This is a genomic window from Vibrio sp. V42_P2S4T144 (assembly GCF_009904715.1).
Taxonomy (GTDB): domain Bacteria; phylum Pseudomonadota; class Gammaproteobacteria; order Enterobacterales; family Vibrionaceae; genus Vibrio; species Vibrio alginolyticus.
In genome coordinates, this window is sequence record NZ_WXWS01000523.1 from 1 (window position 1) to 17,432 (window position 17,432).

General features: G+C 43.7%; 23 protein-coding genes. 17 read left to right on the plus strand and 6 right to left on the minus strand.

Annotation, left to right across the window (positions count from 1 at the left end; translation table 11 throughout):
- The first annotated feature begins 63 nt into the window (after nt 1–63).
- Together CAG68_RS17380 and CAG68_RS17385 are read left to right on the plus strand one after the other, a co-directional pair.
- A complete protein-coding gene (locus tag CAG68_RS17380; protein WP_161441413.1) occupies nt 64–1,554 on the plus strand; it encodes a SulP family inorganic anion transporter in 1,491 nt (496 codons plus the stop codon).
- Nucleotides 1,555–1,564: 10 nt separating this feature from the next.
- Nucleotides 1,565–2,413: a universal stress protein gene (locus CAG68_RS17385; protein WP_161441414.1), complete on the plus strand. Its 849-nt coding sequence runs from the start codon at nt 1,565–1,567 to the stop codon at nt 2,411–2,413.
- 315 nt (nt 2,414–2,728) lie between these two features.
- Here CAG68_RS17385 and CAG68_RS17390 read toward each other — a convergent pair whose 3' ends face one another.
- Nucleotides 2,729–3,238 (minus strand): hypothetical protein, encoded by a 510-nt coding sequence (locus CAG68_RS17390; RefSeq protein WP_161441415.1) that lies wholly within the window; start codon nt 3,236–3,238, stop codon nt 2,729–2,731.
- Between the two features lie 1,223 nt (nt 3,239–4,461).
- On the opposite strand from CAG68_RS17390, the gene CAG68_RS17395 reads away from it, so the two are divergent.
- The 3 genes from CAG68_RS17395 to CAG68_RS17405 all read left to right on the plus strand — a co-directional run bounded on the left by CAG68_RS17395 (nt 4,462) and on the right by CAG68_RS17405 (nt 6,529).
- Complete coding sequence (locus tag CAG68_RS17395) at nt 4,462–5,382, plus strand: IS5 family transposase (RefSeq protein ID WP_161441416.1); 921 nt, start codon at nt 4,462–4,464, stop codon at nt 5,380–5,382.
- Between the two features lie 380 nt (nt 5,383–5,762).
- On the plus strand, nt 5,763–6,035 hold the full coding sequence (locus tag CAG68_RS17400) for a type II toxin-antitoxin system TacA family antitoxin (protein ID WP_109170059.1): 273 nt from the start codon (nt 5,763–5,765) through the stop codon (nt 6,033–6,035).
- Nucleotides 6,032–6,529, plus strand: a complete 498-nt coding sequence (locus CAG68_RS17405) for a GNAT family N-acetyltransferase (protein ID WP_109170058.1) — start codon at nt 6,032–6,034, stop codon at nt 6,527–6,529. The genes CAG68_RS17400 and CAG68_RS17405 overlap by 4 nt, the downstream gene beginning before the upstream one ends.
- A 137-nt stretch (nt 6,530–6,666) precedes the next feature.
- Here CAG68_RS17405 and CAG68_RS17415 read toward each other — a convergent pair whose 3' ends face one another.
- Nucleotides 6,667–7,212 carry a GNAT family N-acetyltransferase gene (locus CAG68_RS17415; RefSeq protein WP_161441417.1) on the minus strand — a complete coding sequence of 182 codons (546 nt, stop codon included), beginning with the start codon at nt 7,210–7,212 and terminating at the stop codon, nt 6,667–6,669.
- Nucleotides 7,213–7,370: 158 nt separating this feature from the next.
- Complete coding sequence (locus CAG68_RS17420) at nt 7,371–7,925, minus strand: YkgJ family cysteine cluster protein (protein ID WP_053319305.1); 555 nt, start codon at nt 7,923–7,925, stop codon at nt 7,371–7,373.
- A gap of 270 nt (nt 7,926–8,195) precedes the next feature.
- On the opposite strand from CAG68_RS17420, the gene CAG68_RS22215 reads away from it, so the two are divergent.
- Nucleotides 8,196–8,345, plus strand: coding sequence for a hypothetical protein (locus CAG68_RS22215; RefSeq protein ID WP_202599991.1), 150 nt, complete (start codon nt 8,196–8,198; stop codon nt 8,343–8,345).
- Nucleotides 8,346–8,540: 195 nt separating this feature from the next.
- Here the strand turns inward: CAG68_RS22215 and CAG68_RS17425 are convergent, their stop codons facing one another.
- Both CAG68_RS17425 and CAG68_RS17435 read right to left on the minus strand, forming a co-directional pair.
- Nucleotides 8,541–9,152 carry a hypothetical protein gene (locus tag CAG68_RS17425; RefSeq protein WP_109170054.1) on the minus strand — a complete coding sequence of 204 codons (612 nt, stop codon included), beginning with the start codon at nt 9,150–9,152 and terminating at the stop codon, nt 8,541–8,543.
- A 151-nt stretch (nt 9,153–9,303) separates the two neighbouring features.
- Nucleotides 9,304–9,813 (minus strand): GNAT family N-acetyltransferase, encoded by a 510-nt coding sequence (locus CAG68_RS17435; RefSeq protein WP_065645009.1) that lies wholly within the window; start codon nt 9,811–9,813, stop codon nt 9,304–9,306.
- 204 nt (nt 9,814–10,017) lie between these two features.
- Between CAG68_RS17435 and CAG68_RS17445 the strand changes: the two genes are divergently transcribed.
- Both CAG68_RS17445 and CAG68_RS17450 read left to right on the plus strand, forming a co-directional pair.
- Entirely contained in the window at nt 10,018–10,263 is a 246-nt protein-coding gene (locus CAG68_RS17445; protein ID WP_017420672.1) for a type II toxin-antitoxin system CcdA family antitoxin, read from the plus strand.
- Nucleotides 10,263–10,580: a CcdB family protein gene (locus CAG68_RS17450; RefSeq protein ID WP_024703868.1), complete on the plus strand. Its 318-nt coding sequence runs from the start codon at nt 10,263–10,265 to the stop codon at nt 10,578–10,580. Before CAG68_RS17445 ends, CAG68_RS17450 begins: the two co-directional genes overlap by 1 nt.
- A gap of 428 nt (nt 10,581–11,008) precedes the next feature.
- Here CAG68_RS17450 and CAG68_RS17455 read toward each other — a convergent pair whose 3' ends face one another.
- Nucleotides 11,009–11,605 carry a hypothetical protein gene (locus CAG68_RS17455; protein ID WP_161441418.1) on the minus strand — a complete coding sequence of 199 codons (597 nt, stop codon included), beginning with the start codon at nt 11,603–11,605 and terminating at the stop codon, nt 11,009–11,011.
- A 219-nt stretch (nt 11,606–11,824) separates the two neighbouring features.
- Between CAG68_RS17455 and CAG68_RS17460 the strand changes: the two genes are divergently transcribed.
- The 9 genes from CAG68_RS17460 to CAG68_RS17500 form a co-directional block, all read left to right on the plus strand.
- A complete protein-coding gene (locus tag CAG68_RS17460; RefSeq protein ID WP_161441419.1) occupies nt 11,825–12,364 on the plus strand; it encodes a hypothetical protein in 540 nt (179 codons plus the stop codon).
- A 2-nt stretch (nt 12,365–12,366) separates the two neighbouring features.
- Nucleotides 12,367–13,128 (plus strand): hypothetical protein, encoded by a 762-nt coding sequence (locus CAG68_RS17465; RefSeq protein ID WP_109170158.1) that lies wholly within the window; start codon nt 12,367–12,369, stop codon nt 13,126–13,128.
- The gene (locus tag CAG68_RS17470) at nt 13,121–14,098 is read left to right on the plus strand and encodes a hypothetical protein (RefSeq protein WP_161441420.1); all 978 of its coding nucleotides are present in this window, start codon (nt 13,121–13,123) and stop codon (nt 14,096–14,098) included. The genes CAG68_RS17465 and CAG68_RS17470 overlap by 8 nt, the downstream gene beginning before the upstream one ends.
- A complete protein-coding gene (locus tag CAG68_RS17475; RefSeq protein WP_161441421.1) occupies nt 14,095–14,865 on the plus strand; it encodes a hypothetical protein in 771 nt (256 codons plus the stop codon). The genes CAG68_RS17470 and CAG68_RS17475 overlap by 4 nt, the downstream gene beginning before the upstream one ends.
- Nucleotides 14,866–14,871: 6 nt before the next feature.
- Nucleotides 14,872–15,156, plus strand: a complete 285-nt coding sequence (locus CAG68_RS17480; protein WP_054579149.1) for a PAAR domain-containing protein — start codon at nt 14,872–14,874, stop codon at nt 15,154–15,156.
- Between the two features lie 9 nt (nt 15,157–15,165).
- Nucleotides 15,166–15,930, plus strand: coding sequence for a hypothetical protein (locus CAG68_RS17485; protein WP_161441422.1), 765 nt, complete (start codon nt 15,166–15,168; stop codon nt 15,928–15,930).
- A 230-nt stretch (nt 15,931–16,160) separates the two neighbouring features.
- Entirely contained in the window at nt 16,161–16,322 is a 162-nt protein-coding gene (locus tag CAG68_RS22220; protein ID WP_155396901.1) for a hypothetical protein, read from the plus strand.
- 234 nt (nt 16,323–16,556) lie between these two features.
- Nucleotides 16,557–17,108 carry an N-acetylmuramoyl-L-alanine amidase gene (locus CAG68_RS17495; RefSeq protein WP_054577207.1) on the plus strand — a complete coding sequence of 184 codons (552 nt, stop codon included), beginning with the start codon at nt 16,557–16,559 and terminating at the stop codon, nt 17,106–17,108.
- Nucleotides 17,108–17,432, plus strand: a 325-nt coding sequence (locus tag CAG68_RS17500; protein WP_161441424.1) for a hypothetical protein, incomplete at its 3' end; no start/stop codon positions are given. The genes CAG68_RS17495 and CAG68_RS17500, both read left to right, overlap by 1 nt.

The window sequence follows — 17,432 nt, forward strand, 5'->3', positions numbered from 1 at the left end:
CCACCTGCCTTCCTCAATTCCTTTCTATACATTAACTAATTTATTAATTTTACGAGTAAATTCATGATTGAAACGATGAAACGTGATTGGTTATCCAATGTGCGTGGTGATGTGCTGGCTGGCATAGTTGTAGCACTGGCTTTGATCCCTGAAGCGATTGCGTTCTCCATTATTGCTGGTGTTGACCCTAAAGTGGGTCTGTACGCCTCATTTAGTATTGCTTTTATCATATCCATTGTCGGTGGACGTCCAGGAATGATATCAGCGGCTACAGGAGCGATGGCTTTATTGATGGTCACGCTCGTTAAAGAGCATGGCTTACAATACCTATTAGCCGCAACCGTGTTGACGGGCATCATCCAAATCGCAGCAGGTTATTTCAAGTTAGGGGATTTAATGCGCTTTGTCTCTCGGTCGGTGGTCACTGGCTTTGTAAATGCTTTAGCGATTTTGATTTTTATGGCGCAACTGCCAGAGTTAACCAACGTGACCTGGCATGTTTATGCGATGACGGCTGCGGGTCTTGCGATTATCTACTTGTTCCCTTATCTCCCTTATGTCGGAAAGCTTTTACCATCACCACTTGTGTGTATTATCTCGCTGACGGCAGTCGCGATTGTCTTTAATATCGACATACGTACGGTTGGCGATATGGGACAACTACCTGACACTTTGCCTGTTTTCTTATGGCCTGATGTCCCGCTTAACCTTGAAACACTTTGGATTATTTTGCCTTACTCATTAGGTCTTGCGATTGTAGGCTTGCTTGAATCGATGATGACGGCGACGATTGTGGATGATTTAACGGATACTAACAGCGATAAGAACCGTGAGTGTAAAGGACAAGGTATTGCCAATATCGCAACAGGCTTTATTGGTGGTATGGCTGGCTGTGCCATGATTGGTCAGTCCATTATCAATATCAAATCGGGCGGTCGTGGTCGTCTTTCTACGCTTTGTGCGGGTATTTTCTTATTGATTATGGTGGTTTTCCTCAGTGATTGGCTGAAACTTATTCCAATGGCTGCATTAGTTGCCGTGATGATCATGGTCTCTATTGGTACTTTCTCTTGGAGTTCGATTAAAGATCTTAAGTCTCATCCTATATCGACCAATATTGTTATGATTGCGACAGTAGCGGTAGTGGTCGCGACTCACAACCTCGCCATTGGTGTCTTTGTCGGTGTTTTACTGGCTTCGCTGTTTTTTGCCAACAAGATTGGTCGTTTTATGGTGGTGAAAAGCGATTTGTCTGAAAGTGGTGAAGAGCGTACGTATCGTGTTGTGGGACAAGTCTTTTTTGCTTCGTCGGATCAATTTTTAAGAGCGTTTGACTTTAAAGAAGCGCTTGAGCGTGTCACGATTGATCTCTCAAATGCACATTTCTGGGATATTACCTCGGTTTCTTCTCTCGATCGTGTTGTGATTAAATTCAGACGTGAAGGCACCGATGTCAATTTGATTGGCATGAATGAAGCAACCAACACCATCGTTGATAAGTTTGGTATCCACGATAAACCAGAAGAAGTTGAAAAACTGATGGGCGGGCACTAAGGAGCCAAATATGACAAACATAATCGCGTGTATCGATGGATCAAGCTATTCTCAATCAGTTGCCGACATTGGCGCATGGACATCAAAAAAACTATCTGCACCCCTGACGTTACTTCATGTATTGGACAAATCGTCACAAGAAGCGGACAGTGAATTAAGTGGCAATATTGGCTTAGGTGCGAGAGAGCAGTTACTGGCAGAGCTTGTTGAACTTGATGAGCAACGAGCAAAAATTGCACTAAAGCACGGCAAAGCGCTATTAAGCGAGCTAGAAAACCACTTAAATGATCAGGGTCACAACGATATTCAAAAGCTACAAAAGCATGGCAATCTTGTTGAAACCTTAACCGATATGGAGCAAGACATTCGTGTTTTAGTTATGGGTAAGTCTGGTGAGCTTCATCAGAATGACACTAAAACCATTGGCTCACAGTTAGAAAGTGTTGTCCGCTCGATTAAGGCTCATACCCTGATTGCCTCAGGTCATTTTTCTCAGCCAGATAGTTACATACTTGCCTTCGACGGCAGTACGATCAGCGAAAAACTGGTTGATAAGGCGATCAACACGCCGCTTCTAAAAGGCATGACCTGTCATCTTGTGATGGTTGAAGATTCTGATAGTAAATCTGATGCTTTTTTAAATGCTTCGCAGAAACTCAAGGCCAATGGCATCAACGTTGCTGAAGCCCAATTACAAGGCGAAGTGCATTCTGCTATCTTGACCTATCAGCAGCAGCAAAAGATTGGCATGATTGTGATGGGGGCTTACGGGCATTCTAAACTTCGCCAATTCTTCGTCGGAAGTAATACGACTAGGATTATTGCCGACACAACGGTCCCTCTACTACTGATACGATAGAATTTAAAGCCTTCCTAACGGAAGGCTTTTTCTAAGGTATATTACAAAAACTAAAGATTAACTATTTACAAGAAAGATACTTTAAAAGTCCTTCTGAACGGAATGGGGAAATGGCGAAGCAGCTAGTTGCACAAATTAATCTCATAGGAGTTTTCTGCCATCTAAACTCGTTTTGGGGCAAAGGTGAGTCATTGTTGAGCTATGTTTCCTGTACCAACTGTGAAGGTTCTGGACAATTTTGAGTCAGTGCCTTTACTAAATTAGCCCACTGCCACCTACGTATGAACCTGATGAATTCGATTTCTTCTGCGCTGATTAGAATAATGAAATACCTTCTTTGGTAAAAGCTATTTGACCTGATTCCGTAATTACAAGAACATCCTCATTTTCTATGCTCGCCAATGCGCCACAGAATTTGCCATCAGAGCCATCAAATACAGCATCAGTATCGGCAGGTGAATAAAATAGCCTCGTTCCCTTTGGTGAGAAAAAGTTCATTACCCCTTCACCGTTCCACACGTAGTATCCAATATAGTCATAACTTCCTAATTTTTTTATGAGCAGGCGGTTTTTCCCACTTTTGCCATTGTCTTGCTTAGATGGGCTGTTATCAAATTTTGATGGAGAGTTTGAGAACTTTGATGCCGAATTGCTGAACTTATTAATTGAGTTACTAAATTTGCTAGGCGAATTACTAATCTTGGTTGGTGACAACGCAAAAGGCAATTCCGCTTCCTTTGCGAAAATCACCTCTAAATCAGCATTAGCTGAATGTGATGATAGAGCAATGCAGCAGAACACCAGACATTTTATTATTCTCTTCATATTCAATTCTTCCTTGCTACTCCAAGCTATACATAAGGCTAACAGGTTTCTTTCATTCTGAATCCGACAAATTACCGATCATGCATGTATAATCCAAAATGCACAACTAGGCTCATACTCTGCTATTAGGAAAAGTAGGTCACGAAGTGGTGAGAGAAAGTCGTCAATGCTCTCTGTCTAGCTAAAAAAGGGGCACTTTCGAGTTAGAAAGTGCCACAGGTAAAAATTCAATCCGAGAAGCTTTTGGACAAAGCCTTCTTAGAGTAATCACGTAAAGTAGAAAAACTCGGATAATTTTTGCTATCGGAAAGTCGCTCAGTGAAGTGTCCAGTTCTGCTGGTTCAGATCAGATAAGTGATGACAAAACGGTTAGACCACCAGATTGAAACCTGTTGAGTGAACAAGCAAATTAAAATGCTTTGATGGTTATGAGGACAATCTGGCGTGGATCTCATCGTAGAGCGAAGTTGTGTAGTGACTTCATAAAGACTCTGAATACATTGGCGCAAATCAGCTCGTTATTATTTATTTACTTGCAAATGCGGGGCGTACCATACATTCACTCTTATCGCGGTGAACAGCGCTTTATGCGACTTCATGTCGCACGGACAGAAGTGAGTCAGCGCTTTTGCTAATTTAGCAATCCTTGACTTGCACTGATTATGGCAAAGTTATGTTCTCTTATGCCACGAGGGTGCATGTGTAATTAACCTTCATTTAAGTGGCCCAATTCACCGTACTACTTCAGCTATTGCTTATCTTTTTAACTCAAGCTATTTAAGCTTGTGAGTACTTGTCTTTCTTATTTGCTCTAAAGCATGCTTTTGTACAGAAACTTAGCGCTAGAAGCACATACGTGGCTGATACAAGTGCAATGACAGTCTCAAACTCAAAATTGAAAGCTGTATTCAATGCATAAATTAGCAGCCCCGAAGCTGGACACACAATGCAGCATGCTTTTAGCACATAGTTTTCAAAGCCCAGCCCATTTAATAGATATCTAGCTATAGTTGCCAAGCCAATCATGAGCTGACTTATGGCAAATATTGCCACATGACTCATGCTATTCAATATCACAGGACTTTTGTTCGTTATAACCGACGGGGAAAGATCGCCTGACAGCCAGACAATAGAGCTATATACAGGCTTTGTTGCTTAAATCGATGGAACTAAATCTAGAAGCTACGATCTGATCGGCTACACCCATCAATTGTCGTAGCCTCATGCCTAAACCTCGTTACAAAACAACTAACTGGAAGCAGTACAACAAAGCCTTAATCAACCGTGGTTCTCTGACCTTTTGGATTGATGAGGAAACGATAGCTGAGTGGAAACAAAACAAACAAGGCAAGCGTGGTAGACCTCGCCGATTCAGCGACTTAGCCATTACTACCGCACTGATGGTGAAACGCATTTTCTCTATGCCATTGAGAGCGCTACAAGGTTTTCTAGACTCTGTTTTTAAGCTGGCCAACATCCCGCTTGTTTGCCCGCACTACACCTGTATAAGCCGCCGAGCTAAGGAAGTTGAGGTTTCATTTAAAACCAAAACCAGAGGAGCAATACAACACCTGGCAATTGATGCCACTGGCCTCAAGGTTTATAGCGAGGGTGAATGGAAGGTCAAGAAGCATGGTACTGATGGGAAGCGCAGAGTCTGGCGTAAACTGCATATTGCAGTAGATACAAGCACTCACGAAATAGTCGCAGCAGAGCTGAGTTTATCTAACGTAACTGATGCCGAAGTGCTCCCCAACTTACTCAAGCAGACGCGTCGTAAAATCATTGAAATATCAGGTGATGGTGCTTATGACACAAGGAATTGTCATGATGCGATACGGATTAAGCGAGCGGTTGCGCTTATCCCACCACGAGAAGGGGCTGCATTCTGGGAACAAGGACACCCTCGCAATTTAGCAGTAGGTTGTCAGAAGCTCTACGGCTCCAACAAGAAGTGGAAGAAACGCTATGGCTACCATAAGCGCTCGCTATCAGAGACAGCAATGTATCGAGTGAAACAGTTGTTAGGTGAGAAATTAAGCCTGAGGGACTACAACGCTCAAGTTGGTGAGACTTACGCTATGATCAAAGCGCTGAACAAGCTTACAGGGCTAGGTATGCCTGACACTCAGTATGTTGTTTAAGAACTAAACAACATGGGGCTACCATGTCTTCTCGTCGAATTAAGCAACAAAGCCGTAACAAGACGACATCCGTAGCACTGCATGAACCTAAAGCCGACAATCACCATCCCACTTTATATTAATACTCATACTTCCATACTTTTTGATGTCACTATTGTTGATTGCACTTAACGCCCAATTAAGGTGCGAAGCACGCGACTAAAGTACTTCATTTTACCACCGTAAACACTTGGCTAAACCCAAACCAAAAATGCCAAGCGCGCTGAATCACTCTTAAATTGTTTGTTAGTTTGCGTGCCAAAGTGACACAGAGATTGCTTATTGCACACTTTAAGACCATAATGCACATGTGACATTTTGACACAATAGGAGATAACATTATGGCTACTACTTTGCCTCGCATCACCGCTAGAGTTGATGTCGATACACAAGACTTACTGACTAAGGCTGCCGCGATAGCCGGCATGTCTAGCATCAACTCGTTTGTTCTAAGCGCTGCAATCGAAAAAGCTAAACAAGTCATCGAACGTGAGCAGGCTTTAAAACTGAGCCAAGCAGATGCGATGTTGCTCATGGAAGCTTTAGACCGTCCTGAAACACAGAACTCAAAACTAAAAGCTGCTGCTGATCGATATGAGAGCAAGATTCAATGATGAATACGGTACTTCTAGATAAAGCTAAACACGATAGAAACCGATTCAACTGTGGCATCGAAGCTCTCAACAATTACTTAAAAGTAATGGCGAGTCAGCAAGCAAAGAAGGACAACACCAGAACGTTTGTTTTGGAAGATGATAACGACAACTCACATGTCATAGGCTTTTACACGCTTACAATGACGCCAATTGAATTGAAGGCATTGCCCGATAAGTTACAAAAAAAGCACCAATCATCCACCTCTGGTGGTCTGATTGCCCGTCTTGCTGTCGATGACCGATACAAAGGGAAAGGCTTTGGTGAGTGGCTGCTTATCGACGCACTCAGAAAGCTATTAGCCGCTAGTGATAGCGTTGCATTTCCAGTTGTTATCGTTGATGCCAAAGATGGAGCAAAACATTTCTATGAACGCTATGGTTTTCAAGAATTTCAAGATGCTGAAAACAAACTCTTCATCACCATCGCAGATGTGAGAGCAAGCTTAGGCTAGTTAACCGCTAGCCTTTAGCAAACTAACACCCTGCTAAGGTGTGAGCAACGCAATACCGAAGCCATCGCATACCACCTTAAACATTAAACACAACGCACAGTAAAAATGCCATGCGTTGGAATCACTTAAACAGTTTGTTATGCGCTGCCCAAAGGCTTAGCTAGTAACCCATAAATTGCGGAATCTGAGACAATCCCATTAACTTCCCACCGCTGCCTTAGAAAGCCTTCTTTAACAAACCCTAACCGTTCCAAGGCTTTACCTGAAGAAATATTGTCTGGATCTATCTCAGCTTCGATTCGACGTAACTGCAAATTTTTAAATGCGTATTCAATAAGCGCAGTTCCCGCCTCGAGTACAATACCTTTACCCCAGAAATTACGGCTGACGCCAAACCCAATTTCTGCGCGCCTAGACTCTTTCGCATAGTTAAATAGCATTATCTTACCCAGAAGTTGACCAGTACTCTTTAGGTAAATACCTAGGGTCACTTCTTTATTACTATTCATTGCCTGTACGCTATTGGCTATAAATAATCTAGCCTCATCAATTGAAACCCAGGGACTAGAGTTCCAATATTTCATGACATCATGATCTGAGAAAATATCAAACAAGTCTCTTGCATCATCTTCAACTAAAGCTCTTAGTATTAGTCGTTCCGTTTCAATTTTTGTTGTTAACATTTAGAGACCAACCTTTGTTTTCTATTGGCGCATAACGTCGCGTTAAGTAGTGAGCAACGCTACCACTGAACCTAAACTATTGTGCCGTAAACACTAATTTCGAAGCAAACCGAAAATGCCAAGCGTTGCGAATCTGCCTTAAACGCTTTGTTATGCCTCTAGCCAAACCATGCTCGAATATCTTTTACTTCACTACGAGCTGCAATTGCGTAAAAAGCATTAGACAACTCAGAAAACTCAATCATGGGAACCTCAACATCAAGGTTTAAGTCTGGATGACACCAATGTTCAGATGGCATTACGGATACTTGTCTTCTACAAACAAATGGACGAACAGAATAGACTGAGCACTTATTGTCGATAAGAAAAGTACATGAAGATCCGTGATAATCGGGCTTACCAACAGCAACCGATTTATTTAGAGCCTTCCCTGTGTATTCAGAAATAAGCTCAGCTTCAAGTTTAGTAATTGAAACGTTTATTTTGCAACAATTCCCGCAACCCGCTTTACACGAAGTAACTGGAGAAAGTTTATTGGTTAATTCTTCCGTTAGTTTGAACAACTGCTGCAATTTATTAATGTCAGAATCAGAACTTTTCGCCTGCTTTTTTGCAATTTTGTCTTCTTTTACCAAAAGCTTCCTTGGAATTAGGGTCTGTATTCTAGAAATATTCTTTTGAGCGACTTTTGTATCTGCTGCCAAATTTCTCATTTTTCCTCCGTGAGGCATAACGCCGCGTTAAGGGGTGAACAACGCGATGCCACCCCACTTAAACCATTGTGCCATAAACACAAAAGCTAAACTTTGAACCAAAACTGCCAAGCGTTGAGAATCCCTCTTGAACGCTTTGTTATGCGATTAGCTCACGACAATGAACTTTAGTTATTACTTATATTGACATATGCAACTTTGCTTACTATTTGTTAATTCGGTCATTTATGGCTGGGAAGCAACTTAAATCAATTAGGAGAATACAAGCATATGGCTGTGAAACATACACCAACAGGAGTCGTACATAAGGGCGTTAAAGGCGGAGATACTGGCTGTGGTACTGATACCAAGAAACACTCAGATCATTGGCAAAATTCACATGAACGTATTACGTGTGATAAAAATGGTTGTAAAAACTAGCCGATATTCACACCTAACATCTTGAACATGTACTTTGGGGCATTATTAGTGCCCTTTTTAATCCTGTCGCATAACGCCGCGTTAAGTAGTGAGCAACGCCCCCTACCTAAACCTTTGTGCCGTAAACACTAAATTCAAAGCAAACCAAAAATGCCGAGCATTGCGAATCTGCCTTAAACGCTTTGTTATGTGTTTTTACCCGAGGTTCTCGTCGTATAAGGCATAGATATCTTCACCAGCACTTTGTCTTTTGATCAAGTTCTGAACTATATCGTATGTACCATTTGAGCTCGCTACGAAGGACCACTCGTTGAATTGCATTACATATTTTTCTATTGTTGGCGGTTTAACTCCAAACTGTTCGGCAACCTTTTCTATCGGCGTTCCCTGCTCAAGTAGGAGTTTTGCAGATTGCCAACGCCCAACCTTATTTGCAGTAGATATTAGAGCCTTATTTCTTGATCGAAATTCCGCTATTTTTGCCCTTTGCTCTTGGTATTGCTCTGAGTAAGTATCAAGAAATTCACTACAAGACTCACTGGAGTTCAATACTTCGTCTGGTAGGTCAAGATTTAGTGCTTTCGCAATTGACTTCGCATAAGACTCTTGGCGATGTGTTGGTGGCTTTTTATCTTCAGGAACGAAGCTTCTTAGTATATCGATGATTTGTTCAGCATTGTAACTGTACAATTTTAAGTCATCTGCTTTTGCATGCTCTGATATTATATTGTACAAGCTAGATGGGATTTCAAAACTGATCCTGGCCTCACCTACTACGATTTCAGCAATTGATACTTCATTGCTCATATTGTATTAAACCTCCGTAATTCAATTAAACACATAACGCCCAATTAAGGTGTGAGGCACGCAATACCTATGCCGCCGCATACCGCCCTAATCACTAAAATTCACGCATAGCAAAAATGCCACGCGTGCCGAATCACACTTAAATTGTTTGTTATAAAGCGGACTCTACGTTAAACGCCTTTTCTAACCACAACGAGCTAATATACTGTCCATGTTTCTTGGCATACTCATTGAAAACACCTACTTCTCTGAAACCAAACCGTTTATGTAATGCCACTGATGCATCGTTTGGTAATGCAACACCCGACAATACACGATGGACGCCATAAGCACGAATGGATGAAAACAACTGAGTATATAGCTTAGAACCTAAACCTTTCCCTTTGGCCTCTTGTGCCAGATAAACGGTCACTTCTACAGTGTCGTCAAAAGCTGAAATAGCTCTGTACTGTTGGGAACATGCAAAACCTAGCAACACGCCGTTTTCTACGGCCACATATAGTTGATGTTTGGTAGTGCTAGAGAACTGAGAGAACCATTCCTGACGATTTTCCAGAGTAAATGGAAATTCCTCAAAGCGTGCATTGGTATGTTCAATATAAAAGTTAAAGATGTCGGTAATGCCAGCAACATCTTCAAATTTACCTGTTCGAATTTCCACGAAATGTCCTTTTTCTTCGAGCTTTATAACGCTGCGTTAAGGGGTGAGTGCCGCCTAAACCAACTTTACGCAGACCACTTTCACCACCAAAACTCACCGACGACCAAAAATGCCACGCGGCATGAACCCCTCTTAAACGCCTTGTTATATGCTTGTATTGCGCCTATAATTCATGCGCACATACAATACGCATAGGTTACTGTCATGAGAAACGCATATAGTACGCAAGCACCAAAGAAAGCTACAAACTTAAGCTTAAATAGTGAGTTACTTGCTGAGGCTAAACGCTTAAATATAAACCTTTCGGCAACAATGGAAAAGGCACTTGAGAAAGAAGTGAGTCAACGCCTGAAAGCTGAATGGTTAGAGCAAAATGCTGATGCCATTAATGCTTGCAACGAGCTAACTGAAAACCACGGACTATTTTCTGATTCTTACCGAGTATTCTAATGCCACAATTTTCGCTATACAAAAACAACGATAAAAGCACTTCAACCGCATACCCATACTTTGTTGACGTTCAAAGTGAATTGCTTGATACATTGAACACTCGATTAGTTATTCCGCTAACGCCTACTGAGTTGTTAGAGAAAAAAGCGCCCAGTCATCTATGCCCCGTAATCCATATTGATGAAGGTGACTTCGTAATTCTGACTCATCAAATGGCAAGTGTACCAACCAAAATTCTAAGAGAGCCTGTAAATGATCTAAGCACTTTTAGAGACGAGATCATCTCTGCTATCGACTTTCTGATTACTGGCATATAACGCCTTATTAAGAGCTGAGCAACGCATTACCGAATGCCGCCGCATACCACCTTAAACATCAAACGCAACGCAATTGGCTTGTTTATAGCGTTTCTAAAAGAAAGAGTCGCCTCTCAGGCGACTCTTTTCAGTCATATAATGATTACTTATTCGTCATTGTTGTGTTGTAACACTCAACACTAGAGGGTAGAGCCAATATATGACTGTGGTTGTGATAAGAAAATACTTAGGATCTGCTTTAACCCACTTAGAAAGAAAATAGATAATGAACGCAGACAAAACATCAAAAAAATGAGGCTCCCTGAAGTCAAATATGATGTTCACTACAATTAAACTGATTATTATGCAGCCATATAATAATCGTTCTTTCTTTCCCTTTAACAGAGTAAAGCAAAGCACCAAATATGATGCGACTGCAAACGTCCAGATTAAATATGACAACTGCTACACGCTCCACCAGCAGAGACACCTAAAGCGCCACCTGCAACTACTCCAAACTGACCAGCTCCCATCAATGGACCCAATGCTCCACCAAGCGCTCCTGAGAATGCTCCAATAACAATAGGTCTAAGGCCAGCGCTAGGGTTCGAAGCTACAACCCCCATTCCGCCCAAAATTGCTCCACCAACAGCACTAGGAATCCAAACGGCTAAAGGTGCAATCCTTTGATTCACATTTGCTTTTTTACCACCATAATCACGAGCCACAACGATGCCTCGTTCTTCTTTACCAACTACAGCGCCTTTAGAGTTTGCGACTACAAATCTGCCTGTAGTAACTACATACTCATTTGGATAAACAAGGTGAGTAGAATCCTTTAAGCTGACCACTTCAACAGGGTTTGACGATAGATTAACAAACGTGACCTGAGCTTCTTCTGTTTCAATACAGTATGGGCTTTCATTAGGGATTTTATGGTGCTCTTTTGCCTTTACAATATTACAAAGAGGTGGATATGAAGCCATTGCGAGAGTTGGTGTAATAGTGGAAAAGAGGAAGAAAAATATCAAAGTATAAATGCGCATAAATACAGCCCTTGCTACTTAATTGACGTTAATGTAAATGATAATGATTTTTAATCGCGCGCAATTTACTTGAGAGTTCATGAGATGTATATGATGTGCATCACATTTATATGCACCATTTTGGTTATTTAGGGTTAATAACGTGGAGGTGTATAATTTACGCTCATATCAACCCTATTCCGCCCATCCTTAAAGCGCTGCTCCAATCATGGAGTGGTCATGACATTACAGACTAGCCGAAAGCAAGTGCCAGTCAGTGCAAAGCGCCTTAGTAAACTTGCGCCTAACTGGTCATACGCGAACAACATTCTTAACTTTGGTTGCGGTAAGTTTCCCGACCTAACAGAAGAATGTCTTACTAACTGCCACAAGCAGAGCATGACGGTCACTCACTTTGACCCGAGTTCAAAAGCCAAAGGCGTAGTGAGCAATATTGCCGAAATTGACAGTTCAAAACGCCGTTTTTGCGTCATGTTATGCGCGGACGTACTTAACGTGTGCAAAGATCTCGATGCAGCGATCGCAGACATGGCCAAGATTGATTTTGATTGCGCGGTCATTCAAATCTATGAGGGCAACCGATCCGGTAAAGGCCGTAAAACGCGAGACGGCTACCAACGCAATGAGCCAGTATCGGCTTACCTCCCTATCCTAACGAGCAACTTCCACAAGTTCGATGTGACCTTACACCGAAGCGATAAGTGCATCACTATCGTGAAAGGCCGTAAGTATTACGAGCTGGACGATTTGGAGGACTAATCATGCAACTGAATGAGACGTTCTTTGAAATCCCATGCGATGTAGTGACATTCGATGGCAAGGTGGAACACACAGAGCTAACCGACATCGATCGTGCGGTGGCTGCCTTTTTCCAGAACGTGCTTGATTCCTTAGTTGTGACTGACACTAAACGGCGAGAGAACAGTGAGTTTTCTCGCTTTGTTGGCCGTGATAAGTCGAGAAAGATTTATTACGGCAACTTTACCGATCCAGTGTCATTCCTATCTAAGTTGACAGCCAAACTAGGTGACAAGGTGAAAGCAAACCGTAATGAGCTTTTGCCTGTTTGCTATATCACGCGCGATCCGGTGATTGGATTTGTTGATGGCGCGGAGTACGTCGATATTGCTGATTGTGGCGAACTAACCAATGAGCAAGATCAACCTTATGCCGTGGTTAATAAGTCCTTTGTCGCGCTTACCTACCGCATTAATGCCCTAGCTTGGAACCAGTCTACCCTTAGCCGCCTAGCGCTAGGTTTAATGGTTTGGCTACGTCATACCAAGGGCAAGCGGAAGCACGTATTCAGAGCGAAAACCATGCTCGCTGATACTGAAATGGAAATCAGCATCGAGATACGTGGCCGTAAAGATGCGATGACCGAACCCGCCGAAGTAGACCATGAAAATACTCGCCTGTTTGCTTCCTCAATCTCTTTTGAAGTGATTGCAGAGGTTTATGAGGCCGAGTCGATCACTGTCCGTCAGGGCGCGATTGGTATGGGAGGCCGAGTCATTGAGTAATAAAGAATACTTTCTCGCCCAAAAAGTTGTCACCAACGAAAATGACATACCTATCGAGCACATTCATTCGTTTACCTACATTGAGTGCGCTTCGATGGACGGCAACAAGCTGGTTATGGAAATCATGGATCAGGCTGCCGTTTATCGGGATGACTACGGGATTAAGCGCGGTTCAGAGATAGAGGTCACGATGGCCGATGTGAACGAACGAGGCGATCAGATTTGGATTGAAAAATTCATTGTGGCCAAGTCCACCAGCGCTGACGGCATGCTAACGGTTCAAGCGTTCCAAAAGGACGCGCACCTACTTAAAGAGCCAGTCACAGCACCTCGATTCTTTGTCGAAATGCAGCCTAGAGACATTCTGGCCGAGCTATTACCCGATCTAAAAATCGAATGTGACAGCTTTGAGCGTGGCGCTACGTACCATTTAAACGCTGGTGGCACTAAGTCTCGCTTAATTCGAACAATGGCCAGAGATTACGGTTCAGCAGCGTTTATCTGCCGTGGTATTATGCACTTTAAGTCGCTCAAGAACATGGATATGAGCGAGCAATTCAAGCTGGAACAGTCAAATCCAGAGGAAGCAGAGCACAGCATTGCGAACTACTCCATTATCGGAGAGGAAGCCCTGTTTGAGCGCGTTCTTAACCGTAACTATGCCTCTTGGGATACCGTCGAGGGTTTCCAAGGCGGTAAACGTTCGGGCGCTATGGTTATGGTTAGCGTCCCACAAGCCAAGGCGCTGAATAATCAACACATGGCCATCATCCCTATTTTGGATGTGGAACTTACCGGAAATACTGCCTTTACGCCTCTTTCGGTGTGCTCAGTGCTATTCCATAAACGGCTACCCGCTACCGAGCTGGATGAATCCATGCCAGAGAAACAAATCATGAACCGTGTCGCCCATTGCCAACGTGGGAACCGGTATCAGTGTCGTATCGAGTTAGGAGTTCGTAATCTATGAGCGATTCGTCAGAGAACAGAACACGCACCAACGTCACTAACCGCTTGTTTGGTAGCTATCAGGCCGAGGTGGTAAATACCGTCCATCCGAAAGGTTTGTACATGGTATCCGTTCGCTTGCTTGGTTATTGGGATGCAATCCCCGATAAGGATCTCCCCTTTGCTGAGTTTCTACTGCCATTGGGCGCAAAACCGAGTAGCGGCCATGCAGTGCCAGTGGAAAAAGGGGATCTGGTTTGGGTGGATTTTCCTCGCAATGGCGATACCCGTTATCCCCGTATTACCGGATCACTTTACTACGCGCCTAACTACGAATCGTACCTACCAAGCGAGGTGAACGGCGAAGCCTATCAACCTAAACGAGCCGAGGGTGAACCCGAGCCACCAGCCTATGACCGAAAAGATGCGCTCTTTGTGCGATTTGGTTTGCGCGAGCTCATCACGCATCAAGGCGGCTACTCAGTAACGCATACCCAAAGCGGCACGGCCATTGAAATTACACCAGATGGCCAATGTGTTATTCACGTCGAGGGCAATGCGTTTCGCAGCTCAACAGGGAACACATTGGAGCAAGTTGGAGGCGCACTAACTATCAAAGTGAAAGGCGATGCGAACATCGAAGCGGGTGGTAATGCGACCGTTAAAGCGTCCGGTAAAGCCAACCTAGAGGGTAATGAAGTGACCATTAAAGCGAGTGGTAACGTCAATATCGATGCTGGTGGCCAGTTCGCTGTTAAGGCTGCCGCAGCACCATTTACATTAGGGTAATGCACTATGCCAGCCGTAGGAATTGTAGGGAGTGTGGATAGTGGTCATGGTGGCTTTAGTCCAGGTGTTTTTGTTTCTGGCCAACCACTACTGACCGTGAATGGAATCAATGTATTAGGTACGGGTGATATATCCGTCATGCACGTAAAACCAGATAACCCGCCGCACGTTGGCGTTATTACTGGTAGTTCAAAACTTACTGTTAATGGCGTTCCGGTCGCCGTGGTAGGCGATGCCCTTGGGTGTGGCGCTACGCTGGTAAACGGTAACGACTTGTTGACGATTGATTGAGGCAATTTGATGTTAGACACACAAGAGCAAACCGAGCAGTTTCGCCAGTTTTTAGACGTGGGCGGCCTTAAGGAAGCGGAGAACCTTACCCGAGGAAAATCCCTTAAGGTGAAATGTGAAAGCTTGTCAGGAAAACTATCAGGATGCGTGAGCGAGGATATTGAGGACTACCAAGGCGCATCGCAGTTAGTGGCAACGCTTAAGGGTTTGAATGGCTCAGTGAGCGCAACGGTGGCCACGTTAACGCAATGGAATGAGCACCTAGTGTTGATCACCGACCCAAGCGACCTCGAACAAGTGTCTATTGGTGTGAACGTCAAACACAAGGTAGATGGCACAGAGGACAATGTACCCGCTCCGAGTATCTTGCCAATTACCAGCAAGGAAGAACTGAAAGCGCTTGAGGCAGTGATCAACGGTCTTTCTGGCCATGTTGATGCGGCCGTGTCCTTAATGGCGCAAATCAATGGCGCGTTAACGCCAGCAGCGCCACCAACGGGCGGTAGTGACTCAGATAGTGGTGCAACCTTGCCGCCGCCAGTCTTACCGCCAGAACTGGCTAACAAGGCCGATGCGCTAAATGAGGTGATGGCTCCCCTTGCTGGTGGCGTGGCCAGCTCAAGCAAGGTGATTGAGGCAATGATCATTGCGTCGAAAGAGGAACGTACCTTAGCGCTGGACTACTTCACTAAAGCGATTTCGTTTACCATTTGTAGCAACCAGACGAAAAAAACGAGCATCAAAGACGCGACAGCGGAGGTATTTAGACTGTAGAATATTTTTTGTTGCTAATGACTTTCCTATTCGCACTAGAAAAAGACAAAATGAGTTATGCAGTTTATTTGAACGCATATCAACTATGCGGATTATTGTCGCTTATCATCGTACTAGCGATTAACCTATTTAGAGCTCGAAACGAGCTTAAAGCCACCAAGGCGCGACTATCCTTTGTGATACGCAAAAGCCTCAGTGTCGAGGGGGAATACATGTACGATGGGTGCCGAATGAACGTGATATTTGATGCGGTGCGATACAGCGGAAATCAGTTTTACTTGATGCGTAAAGATCAGGTGATGGCCAGCTTCCACGTAGAACCCTATCGAGTTAATCCTGTTCTTGATTACTTCAAATCAAACAAGATAGAGCCCGTTCAAAACCGACCATAATCCAAGCAAAGCCAGCGTTCGCGCTGGTTTTTTTTCTAAATTGCAGGCAAAAAAAAGCCGCGAGGTAAGTGTTCGCGGCGCAAGAAGCTATTACAAAGGCTAAAAATGAAGTTTCAACGTTAGTTGACACCAGCCGATTGGGATGCCGAGCTGGTAAATAAAATATATTTCCTATTCCGAACATAGTCAATACCTAACTGCATATTAGTTAAACTAAGTTTGGGAATTTATAAAATGAAAAAAGTCTGTATTGTTGTTGGACATAGCTTTAAAGATGGCGGCGCTTACAATGAAACATTCGGAATAAATGAGTATAGCTACAATCATCCCCTAGCCAGCTTATTGGCCGCCGAGCTACATAAGCGAGACATTCTTCCAGTGATCATGTATCGAGACACCTACTCACGGATGATCGGTGATGTGAACGATTCAAGCGCTGACTATGCCATCGAGTTACATTGTAACAGCGTGGCAAATAAGGACGTTCAAGGCTCAGAGACATTGCATTGGCATAAGTCAGCCAAGAGCCAAGCACTCGCTCTGCGCCTACAAAAAGCGGTGGCTGAACTTATCGGACAGCGTAATCGTGGTCTTAAGCCTATCTCGAACACTGGTACTGATACTCGCGGTTGGCGTTTCTTGATGAAAACCAAAATGCCAGCCGTGATTTTGGAGCCGTTCTTTTTGTCTAACGATGAGTCGTTGCAAAAGGGATTAGAACTGCGCGAAAAGCTAGCCGTAGCACTGGCAGAAGCGTTCGCAGAACACATTAAAGAGAGCAATTAATGATGGGACTAGCAAAAGTGTTTACAAGCCGCCTATTTAAGAGCGCCACCAGCGAGAAAGTAGGTGGCATTATCCACGAACTAACCGAGTTTGGTGATCGTGTGTTTACCAGTGACGAAGAACGCAAAGAGTTTGCCTACAAACTGGCAGAGCTTGAAGCGGCCAGCTCTAACACATTGGTACGTACTGGACGCGCCGCTATGATGTGGAGCATCGCGCTGGTGGTCGTTTATCAACTCATTGTTCGTGACTTTTTGGCCGTTTTCTATGGTGTGAAGCTTCCAGGCTTAGAGACTGACACACAAGAGCTGCTAAGCAATGTGT